This is a genomic window from Pseudomonas sp. S3_G06 (genome assembly GCF_054667565.1).
In genome coordinates this window covers 2,651,226-2,669,874 of the sequence record NZ_CP162738.1, presented here as the reverse complement: position 1 = coordinate 2,669,874, position 18,649 = coordinate 2,651,226, and the positions used below count along the sequence as shown (strand labels likewise).

At 60.4% G+C, this 18,649-nt stretch carries 17 protein-coding genes; 10 read left to right on the top strand and 7 right to left on the bottom strand.

Going from position 1 to position 18,649, the window contains the following annotated elements; all coding sequences use genetic code 11:
• The first annotated feature begins 100 nt into the window (after nucleotides 1-100).
• The 3 genes from AB4N47_RS11885 (at nucleotide 101) to AB4N47_RS11875 (ending at nucleotide 2,365) form a co-directional block, all read left to right on the top strand.
• Entirely contained in the window at nucleotides 101-1,129 is a 1,029-nt protein-coding gene (locus tag AB4N47_RS11885; protein WP_460154547.1) for an alpha/beta hydrolase, read from the top strand.
• A 123-nt stretch (nucleotides 1,130-1,252) separates the two neighbouring features.
• Nucleotides 1,253-1,591 carry a cyclophilin-like fold protein gene (locus AB4N47_RS11880; protein WP_341637731.1) on the top strand — a complete coding sequence of 113 codons (339 nt, stop codon included), beginning with the start codon at nucleotides 1,253-1,255 and terminating at the stop codon, nucleotides 1,589-1,591.
• Between the two features lie 141 nt (nucleotides 1,592-1,732).
• On the top strand, nucleotides 1,733-2,365 hold the full coding sequence (locus AB4N47_RS11875) for a carboxymuconolactone decarboxylase family protein (RefSeq protein WP_341637730.1): 633 nt from the start codon (nucleotides 1,733-1,735) through the stop codon (nucleotides 2,363-2,365).
• Nucleotides 2,366-2,404: 39 nt separating this feature from the next.
• Here AB4N47_RS11875 and AB4N47_RS11870 read toward each other — a convergent pair whose 3' ends face one another.
• Complete coding sequence (locus AB4N47_RS11870; RefSeq protein WP_460154546.1) at nucleotides 2,405-3,403, bottom strand: cupin domain-containing protein; 999 nt, start codon at nucleotides 3,401-3,403, stop codon at nucleotides 2,405-2,407.
• A gap of 62 nt (nucleotides 3,404-3,465) precedes the next feature.
• Between AB4N47_RS11870 and AB4N47_RS11865 the strand changes: the two genes are divergently transcribed.
• Entirely contained in the window at nucleotides 3,466-4,692 is a 1,227-nt protein-coding gene (locus AB4N47_RS11865; protein ID WP_341637728.1) for an MFS transporter, read from the top strand.
• 5 nt (nucleotides 4,693-4,697) lie between these two features.
• Here the strand turns inward: AB4N47_RS11865 and AB4N47_RS11860 are convergent, their stop codons facing one another.
• On the bottom strand, nucleotides 4,698-5,321 hold the full coding sequence (locus AB4N47_RS11860; protein ID WP_016774418.1) for a TetR/AcrR family transcriptional regulator: 624 nt from the start codon (nucleotides 5,319-5,321) through the stop codon (nucleotides 4,698-4,700).
• 129 nt (nucleotides 5,322-5,450) lie between these two features.
• Between AB4N47_RS11860 and AB4N47_RS11855 the strand changes: the two genes are divergently transcribed.
• The gene (locus AB4N47_RS11855) at nucleotides 5,451-6,668 is read left to right on the top strand and encodes an MFS transporter (RefSeq protein ID WP_016774419.1); all 1,218 of its coding nucleotides are present in this window, start codon (nucleotides 5,451-5,453) and stop codon (nucleotides 6,666-6,668) included.
• Nucleotides 6,669-6,686: 18 nt separating this feature from the next.
• Here the strand turns inward: AB4N47_RS11855 and msrA are convergent, their stop codons facing one another.
• From msrA to AB4N47_RS11835, 4 genes are all read right to left on the bottom strand, one after another.
• Complete coding sequence (msrA, locus tag AB4N47_RS11850) at nucleotides 6,687-7,193, bottom strand: peptide-methionine (S)-S-oxide reductase MsrA (protein ID WP_016774420.1); 507 nt, start codon at nucleotides 7,191-7,193, stop codon at nucleotides 6,687-6,689.
• Nucleotides 7,194-7,317: 124 nt separating this feature from the next.
• Nucleotides 7,318-8,103: an enhanced serine sensitivity protein SseB gene (sseB, locus tag AB4N47_RS11845; RefSeq protein ID WP_341637727.1), complete on the bottom strand. Its 786-nt coding sequence runs from the start codon at nucleotides 8,101-8,103 to the stop codon at nucleotides 7,318-7,320.
• A 35-nt stretch (nucleotides 8,104-8,138) separates the two neighbouring features.
• The gene (locus tag AB4N47_RS11840) at nucleotides 8,139-8,600 is read right to left on the bottom strand and encodes an NUDIX hydrolase (RefSeq protein WP_122507041.1); all 462 of its coding nucleotides are present in this window, start codon (nucleotides 8,598-8,600) and stop codon (nucleotides 8,139-8,141) included.
• A 542-nt stretch (nucleotides 8,601-9,142) separates the two neighbouring features.
• Nucleotides 9,143-11,269: a TonB-dependent receptor family protein gene (locus AB4N47_RS11835; RefSeq protein ID WP_341637726.1), complete on the bottom strand. Its 2,127-nt coding sequence runs from the start codon at nucleotides 11,267-11,269 to the stop codon at nucleotides 9,143-9,145.
• Between the two features lie 189 nt (nucleotides 11,270-11,458).
• Here AB4N47_RS11835 and ppk2 point away from each other — a divergent pair, with 189 nt between their 5' ends.
• The 5 genes from ppk2 to cydB all read left to right on the top strand — a co-directional run bounded on the left by ppk2 (nucleotide 11,459) and on the right by cydB (nucleotide 16,012).
• The gene (gene ppk2, locus AB4N47_RS11830; RefSeq protein ID WP_341637725.1) at nucleotides 11,459-12,274 is read left to right on the top strand and encodes a polyphosphate kinase 2; all 816 of its coding nucleotides are present in this window, start codon (nucleotides 11,459-11,461) and stop codon (nucleotides 12,272-12,274) included.
• A 718-nt stretch (nucleotides 12,275-12,992) separates the two neighbouring features.
• Entirely contained in the window at nucleotides 12,993-13,208 is a 216-nt protein-coding gene (locus AB4N47_RS11825; protein WP_016774424.1) for a hypothetical protein, read from the top strand.
• A gap of 23 nt (nucleotides 13,209-13,231) precedes the next feature.
• Entirely contained in the window at nucleotides 13,232-13,621 is a 390-nt protein-coding gene (locus tag AB4N47_RS11820) for a VOC family protein (RefSeq protein WP_341637724.1), read from the top strand.
• Between the two features lie 27 nt (nucleotides 13,622-13,648).
• Nucleotides 13,649-14,998, top strand: a complete 1,350-nt coding sequence (locus AB4N47_RS11815) for a cytochrome ubiquinol oxidase subunit I (protein ID WP_341637723.1) — start codon at nucleotides 13,649-13,651, stop codon at nucleotides 14,996-14,998.
• A gap of 12 nt (nucleotides 14,999-15,010) precedes the next feature.
• Nucleotides 15,011-16,012 (top strand): cytochrome d ubiquinol oxidase subunit II, encoded by a 1,002-nt coding sequence (gene cydB / locus AB4N47_RS11810; RefSeq protein ID WP_341637722.1) that lies wholly within the window; start codon nucleotides 15,011-15,013, stop codon nucleotides 16,010-16,012.
• A gap of 3 nt (nucleotides 16,013-16,015) precedes the next feature.
• On the opposite strand, the gene AB4N47_RS11805 is transcribed toward cydB, so the two are convergent.
• Nucleotides 16,016-18,625, bottom strand: coding sequence for a bifunctional diguanylate cyclase/phosphodiesterase (locus AB4N47_RS11805; protein WP_460154545.1), 2,610 nt, complete (start codon nucleotides 18,623-18,625; stop codon nucleotides 16,016-16,018).
• Nucleotides 18,626-18,649: the final 24 nt, after the last annotated feature.

Below are 18,649 nucleotides of genomic sequence, written 5' to 3'. Positions count from 1 at the left end.
TATAACCGCATTAAGCACTCATTAGCTAATCAAAGTCTCGAGCGTGCGCAACAATACCTTCATCCCGGCCACGCCTGGCTTCTCGATCAAGGACGCCCCCATGAAACGACTGTTCATACTGCTCGGGTTTCTCCTGAGTTCATTTACTGCATTCGGAGCTGACATGTCCCGCGGTGCCGACAATTTCTTCAAGAGCGACAAGGTGACCGTGCAAAAGGTCAGCTTCAAAAATCAATATCAACTCACCGTGGTCGGCAACCTGTTTGTCCCTAAAGGACTCGACCCGGCAGCGCGCAGCGCGGCGATTATCGTTGGTCATCCGATGGGCGCGGTAAAGGAGCAGAGCTCCAATCTGTACGCACAGAAACTGGCGGAGCAGGGCTTTGTCACCCTGTCGCTGGATCTGTCGTTCTGGGGCGAAAGCGAGGGCGCGCCGCGCAACGCGGTGTTGCCGGACATGTATGCCGAAGACTTCAGCGCGGCCGTCGATTACCTCGGCACACGGCCATTCATCGACCGCGAGCGCATCGGCGTGTTGGGCATCTGCGGCAGCGGCAGCTTCGTGATCAGCGCGGCGAAAATCGACCCACGCATGAAAGCCATCGCCACGGTCAGCATGTACGACATGGGCGCAGCCAACCGTGATGGCCTCAAGCACTCGCAAAGCCTTGCGCAGCGCAAGCAGATCATTGCGCAAGCGGCCGAGCAGCGTTACGCCGAGTTTACTGGCGGCAAGGTCGAATACACCGGCGGCACCGTGCTCGAACTGAAGGCCGACACCCATCCGATCCAGCGTGAATTCTTCGATTTCTACCGCACCCCACGCGGCGAATTCACCCCGGCCAGCTCGACGCCGCAACAGACCACGCGGCCGACGCTGAGCAGCAACACCAAGTTCATGAACTTCTATCCGTTCGTCGATATCGAGAGCATCTCGCCGCGCCCGATGTTGTTTATTGCCGGTGCCGACGCGCACTCCCGTGAGTTCAGCGAAGAGGCGTTCCGGTTGGCGGGGCAGCCGAAAGAACTGGTGATCGTGCCGAATGCCGGCCATGTCGATCTGTACGACCGGGTCGAGCTGATTCCTTTTGCCAAGCTGACGCAGTTCTTCAAGAGCAACCTGAAGTAACTTTCAACGCGACGGAGCAAAGCGATGCGGTTTTTTGCCAACGGCTGGAAGGGATTCGTACTGATGGCATGGCTGCCCGTTGCTCTGTCTGCACCGACCGCTATGGAGGCCAGCAGGATGTGGATGACCGTCGGAGAACAGCGTTTTGCCATTGCTCTGGATGACAACCCGAGTACGCGGCAATTGCTCACGCGATTGCCGCTGAGCCTGGAAATGACCGACCTGCACGGCAATGAAAAATACGCCACCGTGCAGCCGCCATTGCCCACCCAGCCCTTCCGGCCGAGCACGATCCACAACGGCGATTTCCTTTTGTATGGCGACGATACGTTGGTGGTCTTCTACAAAACCTTCGATTCGTCCTACCGCTATTCGCGTCTTGGCCGCATCGAACGCCCGCAGGACTTGGCCGAAGTCTTGGGGCGCGGCGATGTGCGGGTGACGTTCACTCTGCATGAGTGAGGAGAGTCATTGATGAACCAGAAATCGTTAAATCAAGGGCGTCTTCTGCGCATCGTCGCCCTCGGCTGCGCGGTCCTCGCCAGTGCAGCCTGCGTCAATCCTCTCTGCGCCAATCCTTCCCGATCACCGGAGAAACCGATCATGAAAGAACAGCCTCTGACGCTTAGACAACTGGCGATCGCCCCGATTGCCGCCAACGCTGCAATCGGCGACATGCCGCGTTTGCACCACGCACTCAATCGTGGTCTCGATGCAGGGCTGAGCATCAGCGAGACCAAGGAAATTCTGGTGCAGCTGTACGCCTACGCGGGCTTCCCGCGCAGCCTCAACGCCTTGTCATTGCTGATGAAGGTTTTGCAGGAACGCGCTGCTCGGGGCATCGAAGACGTGCCGGGACGCGAGCCGGGTCCGGTTCCGTCGGGATATGCGCTCACTGAACTCGGCACCGACAATCAGACTCGTCTGGTCGGTGCGCCAGTGTCCGGCCCCCTTTTCGAATTCGCCCCGGCGATCGATCAGTTCCTGAAAGTGCACTTGTTCGGTGACATCTTCGCCCGCGACAACCTGGCATGGACGGATCGGGAACTGGCGACTGTCGGTGCGCTGGCGGCAATGGCTGGGGTGGAGTCGCAACTGGAGTCGCATTTGAAGATCAGTCTGAATGTGGGATTGACGGTTGAGCAGTTGCGGCAAGTGGCGCAGGAGTTGGAGGCGCGTGGGGATTTGCAGGCTGCTGAGCGGGTGGGCGCGGGGCTGGACAAAATCCAGCGGTGAGGGCGGCTCGGATTCATTGCCGCTCTGTTAATGCAATTCTTATAGTGCGCGCTGGCGCCGACTCGCTCCCGGTGAGCTTCCCGTTATCCGCTTGAACGCACGACTGAACGCCGCTTGGGAGGTGTAGCCCAAGCGCTGCGCCACTTCTTCGATTGGCAGTCTTTCCAGCGTCAGCCACTGACTGGCCAGGCGCATGCGCAGTTCGGTGGCGTAGCGCAGCGGCGGGGTGCCGAGGGTGGTCTGGAAGCGTTCGGCGAAGACCGAGCGTGAGGTGTTGCACAGCGTTGCGAGTTCGGCGACGCTCCAGTCGCGCCCCGGTTGTTGGTGCAGGGCCAGCAAGGCCTGCGCCAGGCGAGGGTCGCGCAGGGCGGCGACGAGACCGGAGGCATTGCCGCAAGCGCATTCGACCCAGCCGCGAACAATCATTGCTGCCACTACGTCCGCAAGGCGCGCGAGAATGCCGGCAAAGCCAATGCGCGCTGCGCTGACTTCGCGTTCCATGGTCGCGAGAATCGGCATGAGTCCCGGATAGCGCTGGCCACCGGCGTCGATCAGCATAAGACCCGGCATCAGCCGACCGAGGCCTTGCAGGCTGCCGAGTTCGAACTCCATACAGCCACTAAAGAGCAGGGCGCTATCGGGCAAATCGGCGCTGTGTCCGACCTGCACCGCGCAGACCGTGTCGCCGAGCGGTGCGGCGACGGCGCTGTCAATGTCCTGCACCTCGGCGCCTGCATGAGACAGCAACTGGTGCGCAGCACCATGGGCAATGAATACCGCATTGCCTGCCGACAATTCATACAAGCTGCCGTCCTCCAGTCGCAACACTGTCGATCCGGCGGCAACGAAATGGAAATACGCATGGCCGGGCTTGTCGGTGAAACCCAGGCCATACGGCGGACCAGCGTGGATCCGCCGATATTGCACGCCACGCAGACGCATGCTGCGCAGCAATTCAGTGATCAGGTCTGATGACAGTGCAAAGGGATCGGTGCTGCTCATGTTCGGGGTTTCGATCAAAAGTTCAAGACTGCGCATCATAGATCATCCGGTTTGCCGCCAATAGACTGCCCTCTCGAAATGTCCGAGGGAGTCTTGAAATGAATGAACGTGTAGGTGATGGGCGAACTGACGGGGAGCCGCTGGTGCCTGCGTGGATGGCGGTGTTTTCACTGGCGATGGGTGTGTTTGGTCTGCTCACGGCGGAATATCTGCCGGCCAGCCTGCTGACGCCGATGGCGCTCGATTTTGGCGTCAGCGAAGCGCTGGCCGGGCAAGCGGTGACGGTGACCGCGGTGGTCGCGCTGTTTGCAGGATTGCTCGTACCTGGGTTGACGCGCAGCCTTGATCGGCGGCTGGTCTTGCTCGGTTTCTCGGCACTGATGATCGCCTCGAATCTGCTGGTGGCGTTGTCGTCCAGCCTCGCAGTGTTGCTGATCATGCGCATCCTTTTGGGCATAGCTCTGGGCGGATTCTGGAGCATGGCGGCGGCCGTGGCGATGCGCCTGGTGCCGGCGGCGCTGCTGCCGCGTGCGCTGTCGATCATCTTCAGCGGGATCGCCGTGGGTACCGTGGTGGCGGTGCCGTTGGGCAGCTATCTCGGCGGCCAGTTTGGCTGGCGCAGTGCGTTTTTCGCAGCAGCAGCGGTGGGCGTGGTGACGCTGGTCTTTCAGATGTTCACGCTACCCAGTCTGGCGCCGCATCGTCCGTCACGCCTGCGTACGGTGCTTGAGGTGTTGCTGCGACCGGGCATTGCCGTCGGCATGTTCGGCTGTGTATTGGTGCATACCGGCCATTTCGCGTTGTTCACCTATATCAGGCCATTTCTGGAAAGCACCACCGGCGTCGGCCCGCAGATGCTGGCACTGATGCTCCTTGGTTTCGGCGTGGCGAACTTTGCCGGCACGCTGTTCGCCGGCTGGCTGTTGCAGCGCAATCCAAGGGCAACGTTGGTGCTGATGCCAGTGTTGGTGGGCGTTGCTGCTCTGGCGTTGGTCGGGTTACCGGCGTCGGTCACCGGGCAGGCGTTGCTCTTGGCGCTGTGGGGGATGGCCTTTGGTGGCGTGCCGGTCGCATGGTCGAACTGGGTGGCGCGCTCGATACCCGATCAGGCCGAAAGCGCAGGCGGCATGGTTGTGGCGTCCGTGCAGTCGGCGATTGCCGCAGGCGCCGCCGCCGGCGGTTCGGTGTTCAGTTTCAGCGGTATCCATGGTGTGTTTGTAGCGGCTGGAATTCTGATGTTGCTGGCCGCGCTGCTGATTGCACTGAAGGTCAATGTCGATGTGCCGGAGCCGGGTTCGGCGCCGGTGGCACCGGTGCATTTGTGATTTGATCAATCCGCCTTACGCGTGACGGCAATGTCCCAGGTTTGCATGACCTGAGTGATAGCAGCATCAATGTTATCCAGCGCGGTGTTGTCTCTGGCGAGGATGGATATGCCCTGCAGGAAACTGTCGAATACCGTCGCCATCGCCGCCGCACTTGTGCCGCTGGCCAGCTCGTCGGCATTCACAGCGCGTTCGACGCAGGCTTGAATGCCGGCACGGGTGCGCTGCCTTGAGTGGGTCAGGGCTTGCGCCACATGGGCGGTTTCCGGGCTCGGTGCGCTCATGACGCCGAGGGTAACCATGCAGCCCTTGGGGTGTGTGTCGTCGCACTGCATGCGTGCCGACTGGCGCAAAGCGGTCTCGATCGCCTGGCGTGGTGGCAGGCTGTCGTCCCACAGGCACTCGGTGACTTGCGCATAGGTGGTTAAATAACGCTGCACGCATTCATCGAACAACGCTTCCTTGGAACCGAACGCGGCGTAGAAGCTAGGTGCAGAGATACCGCCACCCAGGCCTGCCTTCAATTGGGCCAGCGATGTCGCGTCGTAGCCGTGTTGCCAGAACAGTTGCAAAGCCTGATCGACGGCGTCGTCGCGATCAAACTGACGGGGGCGACCGGTTCTCGCCATGACCTGACTCCTCATTGATTTAATATAAAGACTAGTCGATACAGAAATTGTTGACAACGCTGCGCATGCACCCTCAGGATCTAGATCGATCGGTACTTAAATCTGAGTCGGTTTTTCGAGGAGCTTCCAGTGACACCTTCAATCACGTTAACGGCTACGCCAAAAGGTCTGCCCATCGGCGCTTTGCTGGCGCTGGCCATGACTGGCTTCATCTGCATCGTCACCGAAACCCTGCCGGCGGGCCTGTTGCCGTTGATCAGTGAAGGCCTGGCGATTTCGCCGTCCATGGCCGGGCAAATGGTTACCGCGTACGCATTGGGTTCCGTACTGGCGGTGATCCCGATGACCATCGCCACCCGGGGCTGGCGGCGCCGCAACGTGCTGCTGCTGACGATTGTCGGTTTCCTGCTGTTCAATTCGATTACCGCGCTGTCGTCGCACTACGGCGTTACGCTGGTCGCGCGGTTCTTCGCCGGGGTTGCAGCGGGTTTGGCATGGAGTCTGTTGGCCGGCTATGCGCGACGCATGGTTGAGCCCGAACAGCAGGGCAAGGCGTTGGCACTGGCGATGGTCGGCACACCGATTGCGCTGTCGCTGGGCGTGCCTCTGGGTACGTGGCTCGGTGGGCTGGTCGGTTGGCGCACTACATTCGGCCTGATGTCGGCGCTGACCTTGGTACTGATCGTCTGGGTGCTGGTGAAAGTGCCCGACTACCCGCCGCAGCCGGCCCATCAACGCCTATCGCTGAGCAAAGTCTTGACTACCCCGGGCGTGCGTCCTGTGCTTGCAGTGGTGATCAGCTGGATGCTGGCGCACAACATTCTCTACACCTATATCGCTCCGTTCGTGGCGCCGGCGGGCATGGCCGAGCGGGTAGATGTGGTGTTGTTGATCTTCGGCATCGCCGCGCTGGTCGGGATATGGCTGACGGCGAAGCTGGTCGAGCCGCTGCTGCGCTCGACTGTTCTGCTGAGTTTGGCGACCTTTGCCGCGGTCTGCGTGGCGCTGGGTTTTGGCGGACGCAACCCAGAGGTGATTTATCTCGGCGTGGCGGTATGGGGTTTGACGTTCGGCGGCGCGGCGACGCTGTTGCAAACGGCGCTGGCTGACGCGGCGGGCAACGGAGCGGATGTCGCCTTGTCGTTGAATGTAGTGGCGTGGAACAGCGCGATCGCTGGCAGCGGTGTCGTCGGCGGCGTGCTGCTCGATCAGTGGGGCGTTGCCTCATTTCCGTGGGCCATGCTGGCACTGGTCGCTATCGCCTTCGCCATTGCCTGGGGTGCCCGGGCCCACGGTTTCAAGTCGGGCCCGCGCTCTGTAGAAGCTTCGGTGGTGGCGGGGCATTGAACCCCGCCAGCAGTTTCTTCAACCGCGCTTCGGCAGTTTCCAGTTAGGCCGGATGAAATGGCAAGTGTAGCCATTCGGAATCCGCTCCAGGTAATCCTGATGCTCGGGTTCCGCTTCCCAGAACGGCCCGGCCGGTTCGATTTCGGTTACCACACGGCCCGGCCACAGCTTCGAGGCGTCGACATCGGCAGCGGTGTCTTCGGCGACGGCACGCTGCTCGTCGTTGAGGTAGTAGATCGCCGACCGGTAGCTCGGGCCAAGATCGTTGCCTTGACGGTTGGGCGTGCTCGGGTCGTGGATCTGGAAGAAGAACTCGAGGATCTGCCGGTAGCTGATTACCGCCGGATCGAATTCAATCTCGATGGCTTCGGCGTGGTTGCCGTGGTTGCGATAGGTCGCATTCGGCACATCGCCGCCGGTATAGCCGACGCGGGTTTTCAGCACACCCGGATAGCGGCGCAACAGATCCTGCATGCCCCAGAAGCAGCCGCCGGCGAGAATGGCAGTTTCGGTTTGAGTGGTCATGGTGTGTGCTTCCTCTCGAGACGATGTGGGGATACCCACTGTTATGAGGGCGGGTTGAGAGAATCCAAGGTTACGCTCATCAGAATCGACCACTGGCCTGCTGATCAAGCGGCATGCAGGCGTGTCAACCAAAGCCAAATAACGAACGCAGCCTGCTCGGTGACTTGCGTTCGTAGAACGGTTTGGTCTCCCTGAGGAAGTAATCACTCAGCCCGGCTTGTCCCGTCAGCACGCGGCAAAAATCAACTGGTCCGCCATCGGGGGCTGTGTCCGCAGCGACATTGCCGGCTTCGCGCATGACCTGTTCGATATCGCCATCCGCTTCGATGCCGACGATCAAGTGCGGTTTTTCATCAATCGAGGGGTCGTGCATCAGCGCCAGGAATGCGCGTTTCACATTGGCGTGTTTGGCCAGCAATTGCGAGAGCGAATGGACCATCGTCGATGGGTAGTCCGAAGGCTGTCCAAGCAAGACGTTGGTTTCTTTTTCCACGGTACGCTGCGTGGCGGGCCGGCCGATTTCGCCTGAGAGCAGGCGTTGCACTTCATCCGGGAGGAATTCTTTACCGTACGGTGACTTAGGGTTGAGAAAGAGCAGCGCGCCCAGCGTGATTTCGAACAATGATCGGGCGGGTATCTCCACATAGCTCTGCTCGCTGTCGATGGATTGTTGCAGCGTTGGCAGTGAGGAGAAGAACGGAATGACCGGCGTGCCATCGGGCTTCTGCCAATGAGCGATGCTGATGTTGCTGCCGGCTTCGAGATTGACATGGCCTTGCGCCGCACCGGCGGTGCCGAGGATGTAGACGGTCGAGTCCAGGAGGGTTCGATAGAACTCAGGGCGATGCGCGGGTTCGTCCGCGGCGAGTCGGAGCGATGTTTCCAATGGGTTTTCTTGGGAAGTATCCATGAGGTCAGTCCGTTATTTTCAGTGGAGAGCGATGATTACCTGACCGACTCGAAGATGCCTGCATTCACCAGCATTTCATCCAGCCTCTCGGGCCATATCTGATCGTCGGTGCCTCGTAGCGATTCAGCGGACCACCAACGATGATCGGCCATGACCTCGGTTTCTTCCTGAGTCCAGCCAGCTCTGGATAGCCGCTCGCTTGGCGTATGCGCGACGAAATATTGTTCGACCGCGAGTACAGTTTCGCCGCTGGGTAATAGCATGGAAAAATCACGGTGCGCTACAGGTCCGTCAACCGTGAGGACCTCAATACCGGTTTCCTCACGCAACTCACGTATTGCAGCGTCATGGAATGTCTCACCGGCCTCAAGGCCGCCGCCTGGGGTTGCCCAGTAATTTCTGCCGGCCAAGGCGCCGTTTTCATGGATGAATCTGAAAAGCAGAACTTCTTGCGAGGGACTTATGACCAATAATCGTGCTGCTTTGCGTTCGCGCATCTACATCTTCCTTGAAGGGCTTGCTACCGCTTGTTGCGTTTCGGATTCGTACTGCAAGAGGACGTCGAGCTGGCAAGAGCTCCTTATTGCACAGCCATTAAAGACCACCCAACCCGCTAAACCACGGAAAAAAAACTCCAACTTCGTGGCCTTTATACGCTGACCTCGCCCGTAATCGTCTGCGACAACGAAGGCAGCTGATTATCGCCGGTATCGCCAATAGCGTCAGAAACCACTGGAAAGCATTGCTGGACTGAAGCGCGAGGGCCAGAAGCACATTGATCAGCAATCCCCCAAGAATCGCGACGTTGTACTTGATGTGCCGACGTTTGATCGCAACAAATTCTTCCCAGTCGTAAATCAACCAATCGTGGGAAAACTCTCCGCACTCAGGGCATTTATGCGTGGGCGGAAGGTTATCGGTGGTGAACCCACAATCAGGGCAGCAGACTGTCATTGAGCGAACCTTCCGCAAGCTGTCTCATATCGCTAGCCAGCGTAGTGCAGATTGGCTGGAGTTGTCCGTCTACAGCCAACAGGCCTCACAACAAACTCCACGAAACCCCAACATAAACCCCCATCCCTTCACCCGGGGTCGACCGCGCGGCATCCAGACCTTTGTCGTCATACCCCGGCGTGACCGTTGCCGCATAACGCTTGCCGGTCAGGTTGCGCATGTCGACCCAGCCTTGCCAGTCGCCCTTCGGCGCGTTGTAGCCCAGCGTGGCGCCGAACAGGGCGTACGGGTCGGCGTAGTAGCTGTTGGCGTAGTCCACGGCAACTTTGGACACCAGTTGCGTATTCACGGCGGCGAAGAAGCCCTGCGGCCAGTCGTAACGCAGTTCGCCCTGGTAATAATGCATCGGCAGGCCTGGCAGGCGGTTGTCGCCGAAGCGTTCGTCGTCGCGGTAGTGGAAGTCGCTGAAGGTGTAGGCCTGGCGCAAGCTCAACTGGCGGCCGTCGGCGGAGGTCCAGAGTTTGCTGTTGAGGCTGGCCTCGATGCCCTGGTGCACGGTCGGGCTGGCGTTGAGTTCGTAGGGCGTGACGGCGTTGGCGTCCGGCAGCACCGAGAGCAGTTCGTGACGAACTTGCGCGTAGTACCAGGCCAGGCTCCATGCGCCCAGTTTGCTGTCGCCACGGCCACCGAGTTCCAGAGTGGTTGCGGTCTGGTTTTGCAGTTCGATCGGGTCGCGCTGGGTGCCGGTGGCGGCGCCGTTGCCGGCAGGGAAGCGCACGTTGGAGCTGTAGATCAGCGACCACGGGTGCGGTGCTTCGACGGAGCGGCTTAGGTTGCCGAACACTTGCACGTCGGGGGTGATCTGATAGCGCAGGCCGATGCGCGGTGCATAGTCCCAGTCGCTGAGACTGGTTTTGCCGCCGCCCTGCGGATAGGTCACGGCGCTTTCGCGGCGGGTGTAGATCGCGGCGAGGCCGGTGGTCAGCCAGAGGTCGTCGGCAATTTCCAGGTCATTGCCGAAATGCAGGACGGTGTCCGAACCCTGGTAAGTGAAGTTGCGCATCCGCGTGCCCGGGGCGTAGCTGGCGGTGTTGCCACTCGGGATGCGCACGAACTCGCTGGCGCCGTCGTTGGGCAGGTGCTTGGTCACGCGCAGGCCGACATTGCTGCGGCTTTCCATGCCGAACAGGGTGTCGCGGCGTTTGTAGTCGAAGGTGCCGCTGACGTCGGAATATGCCACCTTCAGCCTGTTGGGGCCTTCGCGCAGATCCATCGGGTAGTCGTGGTAGACGAAGCCGGTCTGGATGCTCGAATCGTCGTCGAGGTAGAACGTGGTTTTGTTGCCGATGAAGGTACTGCCGGGCTGCTTGCGGCTGTCATCGCGGGCCACATACGCCGGGTTGGCTGCCCGTGGGCTGTGTTCGATGGAATGCTTGGTCACGCGACCGGCGAGGTCGTTGTCAGTCTCGCGATAGCGGAAATAGAAGCGGGTTTCCAGATTCGGGTTGAAGCGGTAGCCGAAGTTGGCGATCAGGCCTTTGCTCTCGCTGGCGGTGTGGTCCTGATAGCCGTCGGCATTGGCATCGGTCAGCGACACGTAGTAATCGAAATCGCCAAGCACTTGCCCGGAGCTGACCTGGCGCTGCTGATAGCCATGGCTGCCGGTGGCGTAACGCACTTGCAGTTTCGGCGCGGTGTAACCGGTGTGGCTGACGTAATCGATAGCGCCGCCCAGCGCCAGCGCGCCGCGATCGAAACCGTTGGCGCCGCGCAGCACTTCGACATGGTCGACCCACATCGGCTCAAGCAATTCATACGGCGTGCCGCCGGGGCCGGTGAGGGGCAAGCCATCCAGCATCGTGTACAGCCCCGACGCATGGGCGCCGGGTGCGCGGTTGATGCCTGAACCACGGATGGAAATCTTCACGCCTTCGTTGCCCGCCGACTGGGCATACACCCCCGGCTGATAGGCCAGCACATCCTGATTGCTGGCAACGCGGCCCTGAATCGGTTTGCGCATGTCGACCACGTTGGCGCCGCCGGGAACCTGCTCAAGGCGTTCCCGCGCTTCTTCGACCGCTGCATCGCTGCCACTGCGCTCATCTGCCGAAATCAGCACTTGCCCCAGCTCCAGACCTTGGGTCTCGGCCATCACTGGGCAGGCCAGGGCCAGACCGAGCAGGGCAGTGGGCAATGATTTGGACGACGGCATCGAAAAAACTCCAGCAAACAGGGATCGGGCAATGAACAGTGCGACGTCGGAACAATCTCAGGAAACACATGGCGACATGGCTTTTTTGCCCGGCAATGGCAAACAACCGGGCGTGAACTAACCTCACGGTTCAGGCCCTTCGGGTCAATAAACAAATTCAGCGGGCTGTTGAAGCGCGAGGACAGGTTCATGGCGAAAGACAAGAAGAAACCTGCAAAGGCAATCGAACGTCCACGCTTGAAAAACAAGGACTATCTGGAACAGCTGCGCAAGCTGCACATTGAACTGGTCAAGCTGCAGGAGTGGGTCATCGCCAAAGGTGTCAAGGTGTGTATTGTTTTCGAAGGGCGCGACGGTGCAGGCAAGGGCGGGGTGATCAAGGCGATCACCGAACGCGTCAGCCCACGGGTTTTCCGGGTGATGGCACTGCCGGCGCCAACCGATCGCGAAAAGAGCCAGATGCATGTGCAGCGCTACCTGCCGCATCTGCCGGCGGGCGGCGAGGTGGTGATTTTCGACCGCAGTTGGTACAACCGCGCCGGTGTCGAACGGGTCATGGGCTTTTGCACCGAGGAGCAGGCCGACAAGTTTCTCAAGTCGATTCCTTGGGTGGAGAACGCCATCGTTGATTCGGGGGTGATCCTGCTCAAGTACTGGCTTGAGGTCAGTCCGGAGGAACAGACCCGCCGGCTCGAAGCGCGAATCAATGACGGGCGCAAGATCTGGAAACTGACACCAATGGATCTGAAATCCTACAGTCGCTGGTATGACTACTCACGGGCGCGGGACGAGATGTTCAAGCATACCGACACCGATTGGGCGCCGTGGATGGTGGCCGATTCCAACGACAAACGTCGTGCGCGGCTGAACATCATCACTGATCTGCTCAGTCGCATCCCCTATGAGGAGGTCAAGCGCGACAAGGTCGAGTTGCCGAAACGGCAGAAGCCGGGCAAGTACCGCGAGCCGGATTATCCGTATAAGCGGGTGGCTGAGCGGTTTTGACATTTGCGGGTTTTTTGGGGCTTGGCGGCCTTTGGGCCGACCAGGCTTTGGTTGGTTTGGGTGAATATCCGTTTTTTGCGGTGTTGCGGCTGGCGGTTTCGCCCTTACGGCGAGTCACCTTTTTCAGACGCCAAAAAGGTAACCCAAAAGGCTTGCTCCTACGTTCGGCCCTCGCAGGCTCGGGTTCCTTCGCTACGGGACTGATCCGGGCGCAGCGGCTACGGTTTGCTTCGCTGCACCTCCTTCCGCTGTGTTCGACTTCGTCGAACGGTCGCTGCGCTCCCACGCCCGGATCAATCCCTCCACTCAGCCTTCCGACGTCGCCGGTGGATCAAAAGCAAGATCAAACGCACTCGAGCTTGCGCTCATTGTTGAGTGGGCCGGCTGCGCCGCGGGCAGCTGCGCTGCTTTGCTTTTGCTTTTGTGGGAGCGAGCCTGCTCGCGAAGGCGGCCTGACAGCCGACCTGTTCTTGAGGTGGTACGCGATGCAACTGTAGGAGCTGCCGAAGGCTGCGATCTTTTGATTTTGCTTTTCTGTGGGAGTGAGCCTGCTCGCGATGACGGAGGAACATTCAAATGTAATTTGACCGATATACCGCTATCGCGAGCAGGCTCACTCCTACAAAAGAATTCCCCTTGAAACCGTCCATCCGTCGTCTGCCCTGAACCTCTGTCGCGCTGATTTTTCTACCGGGTAAGTCCCTCAGGAGATACCCGTATGTTCGATCAGCAAAAGAAGGCATCACTGGCGGCATGGCGCAGGATGGCGGAGCAGGCCGAGGGCGATCTGGATCCGGAACAGCAATATGACGAGTTGCTCAAGGCTGCGGATCAGATGGAGGAGCAAGGCCTGATCACCAGTGCCGAATGGCGCCAGTTGGTGCGCGACGCTGGCAATGTTTTTACCCTGAACGAGGAACAGCCACAGCGCTGACAGCTGCCATCGGAGGACATCCCATGCTCAGTTATCTGTTTATCGGCGCCAACGATGTCGAGCGTTCGGCGGCTTTTTACAAGGCGATCCTGACGCCGCTTGGCTACCGGCATGATCGCGAAGAACACTACTGTTTCTACTTGCCCGATTGCGCCGACAAGTCCAACGGGCCCGGGAGTGTGCACATCTCGCAACCGTTCAATGGTGAGCCGGCGACACCCGGCAACGGCATGATGCCGGCATTTCGCGCCGACTCGCGGCACAAGGTCGATCAGGTGCACAAGGCCGGGCTCGACAGTGGCGGCAGCAATGAAGGACCGCCGGGCACGCGCGAAGCCTATACGCCGGACTTTTACGTGGCCTATCTGCGCGATCCTGAAGGCAACAAGCTTGCTGTGTTCTACAGCGGCTGATGGATGGAGGCTGTCGATTCGGCCCTAATGGCGGCCCGCGCCCAGTTCGCAATCACGATCAGCTTCCACATCGTGCTGGCGGCGTTCAGCATCGGTCTGGCGAATTTCCTCATGGTGCTGGAAGCGTTGTGGTTGAGAACCGGGCGTCAGGTTTATCTGGATGTCTATCGCTACTGGCTCAAAGTGTTTGCGCTGAATGTCGCAGTGGGCACGGCGTCGGGATTGATTCTGGAGTATCAGTTCGGCCTCAACTGGTCGCGGCTGTCGGTGCAGGCCGGCGATGTCCTTGGTCCGCTGATGTTCTATGAGGTGATGGCGGCGTTTTTCATTGAAGCCGGATTTCTCGGCATCATGCTGTTCGGCCTGAAAAAGGTCGGCCCGCGTCTGCACTTTTTTGCCACATGTGCGGTGGCGGTGGGCTCGCTGATCAGCGCGTTCTGGATTCTTTCCGCCAACTCATGGATGCAAACCCCCGCCGGCTATTCGATTGGCGCGGACGGGCGTTTCCTCGCCGAGGACTGGTGGGCAATCATCTTCAATCCTTCGTTTCCCTATCGCTTGGCGCACATGCTGCTCGCCGTTTTCATCGGCAGCGCGACGCTGATTGCCGGGATCAGCGCCTGGCAATTGCGCAAGGCCCGGGAAAACCCGCGTGCTCGCCTGCAATTTTCAATGGCGCTGTGGGTGATTGCGCTGCTGATGCCGGTGCAGATCGTTGTCGGGGACCTGCATGGCCGGCACAGTTTGCACGCCCAGCCGCAGAAAGTCGCGGCAATCGAAGCTTCATGGACTCGCCCGACGCCGGGGGCAGGGGAGCCGCTACGGCTGTTCGCATGGCCGGATATGCAAGAGCGCCGCAACCATTGGGAAATCGCCATTCCGCGAATCGGCTCGCTGTATTTGCAGCATGACCTGAGCAGCACCATCGCCGCGCTTGATGAGTTCCCGCCTGAGGACATCCCGCCCGTGGCGCCGGTGTTTTTCGCGTTCCGGCTGATGGTCGGGTTGGGGCTGTTGATGCTTGGGCAGGGTGTGGTCAGCCTGATCCTGCGCCGACGTAATCGCCTGTACACGGCGCGCCGCTGGCTGGGCGCGTGCGTGCTGCTGGCGCCGGCCGGATTCCTGGCGATGCTCAGCGGCTGGGTCGTCACCGAAGTGGGGCGACAGCCGTTTACCGTTTACGGATTAATGCGCACGGCGGACAGTCTGTCATCGGTGTCCAGGGCTCAAGTCGTCGGCTCGACCTGGTTGATTCTGCTGTTTTATCTGCTGATCTTCGGCATCGGTCTGTGGGTGTTGCTGCGCCTGTTGCGCGAGCCGCCGCAGCAGGATCAACCGGGGCCGCAGCCCACCCTTGCCGACGAAACCGGGCACTGAGGAGGCGCACACATGGACACCGACTGGCTGACGCTGTTGTGCGCTGCCGCATTGGCGTTCTCGGTGATGAACTACGTGCTGCTCGACGGCACCGATCTGGGCGTCGGCATGCTCATGGGGCGCACGGCTTGCAGCAAGCAGCGCAGGGTGATGGCGGTGTCGATTCTGCCGGTGTGGGACGCCAACGAAACCTGGCTGGTGCTCGGCGGCGGCGGGCTGCTGGCGTTGTTTCCGCTGGCGTACGCGATCTTGCTGCCGGCCTTGTACGTGCCTTTTATCGTGATGTTCCTCGCCTTGATCGCGCGGGCCATGGCGCTGGAGTTTCGCGATTACGCACCGAACGAGCGACGCAAGCGCATCGTCGACGGCGTTTTGGCGCTGGCTTCGCTGCTGACCGGGTTTGTCCAGGGCATGGTGCTCGGCACCCTCGTGCAAGGCGTTGCGCATCAGGGCGGTCAGTACATTGGCGATGGCCGCGATTGGCTAAGTCCGTTCCCCGTGTTTTGTGGTCTGGTGCTAGTGCTCGGGTACGTCTGGCTGGGGACGTGCTGGCTGTACTGGCGCACCCTTGATGAATTGCAGCAGCACTCGGCCCGCCAGGCCCGCGCGCTGTCCCTTGTCACCGTGGCGTTATTACTGGTGCTGATTGCATGGACGGCGACGTTGCAACCGCAATACGCCCGGCGGCTTGCCGATATTCGGCTGTGGTTGCCGGCAGGGGTCATCCTCTGTGCTCTAGGATGTATATTCAGCAAAGGCTTTCACAGCCGCTTCGACTTCATCCCACTGTTCGCCGCGCTGGGCGTTTTTGTGCTGGCTTTCGCGGTGATGCTGGTCGCGCTATTTCCCTTCATCATTCCGCCGGATCTGACTTTGAGCGAAGCAGCCTCAAGCCCCACCAGCCAGATCTTCATGCTGGTCGGATTCGCCGTGCTGATCCCCATCACGCTGGCCTACAACACCTTCGGTTTCCGCGTGTTCAGCGGCAAAGTGCGCGTTGCCAGCGATGGCTGAGATTCACGTCACCCGACCTTTTTTGCTCACCAGCGACAGTCGCGAAGCTCGTAGCAGATCAGCAAAAGCCGCCTTGTCGATCGGCCGACTCATGAAATAACCCTGCACCTCGTTGCATTGATCCTTGCCGAGAATCGCCAGTTGCTCCTCGGTCTCGACGCCTTCGGCCGTCACCGTCAGCCCCATGGCCTTGCCCAAGCCAATGATCGCCTGCACCACGGCACGGTCGTTGGTGCCGCTGCTGATCGAGGCGATGAAGCGTTTGTCGATCTTGATCCCGTCGAACGGATAGGCGCGCAGATAACCGAGCGACGAATAGCCGGTGCCGAAGTCGTCCATGTTCAGGCGTACGCCGAGCTCCTTGAGCTGATTCATGGTGGTCAGCGCGCCATCGGTGTCGTTGAGCATCACGTTCTCGGTGATCTCCAGCTCCAGACGGCTGGCCGGGAAACGCGTATCCACCAGCACTTCACGAACATCCTCGACGACATCGCTGAGGGCGAACTGGGCAGGCGAGAGGTTGACCGACAGCAGAATGTCATGGGGCCATTCCAGCGCGGTTTCGCAGGCTTCGCGCAGCACCCAGCGCCCCAGCGGGACGATCAGGTCGGTCTGCTCGGCCAGCGGAATGAACAGGTCCGGCCCGACCAAGCCCTGGGTCGGATGCTGCCAGCGCACCAGCGCTTCCACCGAAACGATGTGTTTGCCGTCGACCTTGTAGCGCGGCTGATAGTGCAGGACAAATTCGTTGTGCTTGAGCGCATGGCGCAAGTCATCTTCCATTTGCCGACGCGTCTGGATCTGATCGCTCATGTGCGCTTCGAAATAGCACCAGGTGTTCTTGCCGTCGGACTTGGCCTGATACAGCGCGATGTCGGCGTAGCGGATCAGATCGCTGGCGACGAAACCGTGCCGACGACTCAGGGCGATGCCGACACTGGCGCCGATATACAGCGGATGCTGTTCGTAGAGGATCGGCTGATGCAGGCTGCCGATCAGCCGTGTGCAGAATTTGTCGATCTCGTTATGGCTGTCCATGCCATTGAGCACCACGACGAATTCATCACCACCGAGGCGGGCGACGAGGTCGTGCTCGCGGGTGCATTCGCGCAGACGCGTGGCGACTTCCTGGAGCACCGCGTCACCGGCAGGATGGCCGAGGGAATCGTTGATCGGTTTGAAGTTGTCCAGATCGATCATCAGCAGCGACAGCGGTGGCGAGTGTTCTTTCAATATCAGCACTTCATCCAGATAGCGCGCCAGTTTGTTGCGGTTGGGCAGACCGGTCAGGGCGTCATGCATCGACAGGTGCTGGATCTGCGCATGGGCGGCGACTTCGTCGGTGATATCGCTGGCAGTGCCGCGATAGCCGACGAGGCTGTCCTTGTCGAAAATCGGCCGCGCCGAGAGCCGGCAGTGGCGCGGCTGCCCGGAGTGATCGCGATAAGTGCAGCGCAAATCGCCGGCGCTGTTTTCTTCGCTGAGTTTGCGCAGCCATAGCTCCAGTGGCGTGGTGTCGCAAGTCAGTAATTCGCCGATGTCCTGGCCCAGCCACAGGGCTTGCGGGTAGCCGGTGACTTCGCTGAAGCGCGCCGACAGATAGGTCAGCGCCAACTGATCATCAACTTCCCAGATCCAGTCCGACGCCGCTTCGGCCACGGCGCGAAAGCGTTCTTCACTGGCTTCGAGGGCATGATTGGCTTTCTCGAGTGCCTGATTCGAGGCCTGCATGGCATGGATACTGTTGTCGACGTATTGCGAAGAGCGCAGGGCGTGGCGGAAAAAGTATGCCGTCAGCAGCATCAGCACCAGAAACGTCGCGCCGAGCGGCGGCGCCAGCGTCCACAACAATTGCTGACCGGGCCGTTGCAGGTCGGCGACCAGGCTGTACCCGGTGCTGTCGAGCGGCACGCTTGGATGGCCTTTTTCAATGGTGTCGTCCGGGACCAGGGTCAGGTTCGTCAGGCCATAACCGCTGCCGATTTTGCGCAGTTTGGTCGGGGTCAGCTTGTCGACGAACACCAGCACCGAGGTGTTTCTCAGTTCATCCAGCGGGCGCTCGTCGTTGGGAATGATCGCGGCAGCGGTGATCAACGCCGGCCAGCCTTCGAACAATGAATAACTGCTGATCGGCTTGGTCAGATCAGGCTGGCTCAGCACCTGCTCGACCAACGCCGAGGCGGGCGCTTGCAGTACGCTGGATACGTCGGTTTCAACCATCTGCCCGCGAATCACCGCGTACTTGGTGCGATTGCGATCAAGGACGAACACGCCGTCGTAGCCGTCGCTGGTGAACAGAGTCTTGCCCATGTTCTGTTCGGTGTAGGCCCAGTTGACGTCGATCGGCCCGCTCAAGGCTTCATAGGCGCGGGTCCAGTAGGCGTAACTGGTGATGTAGTTTTTCGACGCGGTGATGCGGTTTTCCACGGCGCGCACGGAATAGAACTGGTTCTGTTCCAGATCCTTCGCGTCAAGGGTATTGGCGATGCCAAGCAAGGTGCTGATCGCGGCGATGACACCCGCAACAAACAGTGCGCCAACGGCGATGGCCAGGCGCCGGGTCACGGCGCGTTGCGGGGTCGGGATTGGCTGCGCAGGGAGAGTAACGGCCATGTGCTCGTCCTTGATCCGGTGTCT

Excerpts from the sequence above, each read along its gene's own strand:
- AB4N47_RS11885 (WP_460154547.1), top strand. The coding sequence starts at position 101 with ATGAAACGACTGTTCATACTGCTCGGGTTTCTCCTGAGTTCATTTACT.
- AB4N47_RS11880 (WP_341637731.1), top strand. The coding sequence starts at position 1,253 with ATGACCGTCGGAGAACAGCGTTTTGCCATTGCTCTGGATGACAACCCG.
- AB4N47_RS11875 (WP_341637730.1), top strand. The coding sequence starts at position 1,733 with ATGAAAGAACAGCCTCTGACGCTTAGACAACTGGCGATCGCCCCGATT.
- AB4N47_RS11870 (WP_460154546.1), bottom strand. The coding sequence starts at position 3,403 with ATGCGCAGTCTTGAACTTTTGATCGAAACCCCGAACATGAGCAGCACC.
- AB4N47_RS11865 (WP_341637728.1), top strand. The coding sequence starts at position 3,466 with ATGAATGAACGTGTAGGTGATGGGCGAACTGACGGGGAGCCGCTGGTG.
- AB4N47_RS11860 (WP_016774418.1), bottom strand. The coding sequence starts at position 5,321 with ATGGCGAGAACCGGTCGCCCCCGTCAGTTTGATCGCGACGACGCCGTC.
- msrA (WP_016774420.1), bottom strand. The coding sequence starts at position 7,193 with ATGACCACTCAAACCGAAACTGCCATTCTCGCCGGCGGCTGCTTCTGG.
- sseB (WP_341637727.1), bottom strand. The coding sequence starts at position 8,103 with ATGGATACTTCCCAAGAAAACCCATTGGAAACATCGCTCCGACTCGCC.
- AB4N47_RS11840 (WP_122507041.1), bottom strand. The coding sequence starts at position 8,600 with ATGCGCGAACGCAAAGCAGCACGATTATTGGTCATAAGTCCCTCGCAA.
- AB4N47_RS11835 (WP_341637726.1), bottom strand. The coding sequence starts at position 11,269 with ATGCCGTCGTCCAAATCATTGCCCACTGCCCTGCTCGGTCTGGCCCTG.
- ppk2 (WP_341637725.1), top strand. The coding sequence starts at position 11,459 with ATGGCGAAAGACAAGAAGAAACCTGCAAAGGCAATCGAACGTCCACGC.
- AB4N47_RS11825 (WP_016774424.1), top strand. The coding sequence starts at position 12,993 with ATGTTCGATCAGCAAAAGAAGGCATCACTGGCGGCATGGCGCAGGATG.
- AB4N47_RS11820 (WP_341637724.1), top strand. The coding sequence starts at position 13,232 with ATGCTCAGTTATCTGTTTATCGGCGCCAACGATGTCGAGCGTTCGGCG.
- AB4N47_RS11815 (WP_341637723.1), top strand. The coding sequence starts at position 13,649 with ATGGCGGCCCGCGCCCAGTTCGCAATCACGATCAGCTTCCACATCGTG.
- cydB (WP_341637722.1), top strand. The coding sequence starts at position 15,011 with ATGGACACCGACTGGCTGACGCTGTTGTGCGCTGCCGCATTGGCGTTC.
- AB4N47_RS11805 (WP_460154545.1), bottom strand. The coding sequence starts at position 18,625 with ATGGCCGTTACTCTCCCTGCGCAGCCAATCCCGACCCCGCAACGCGCC.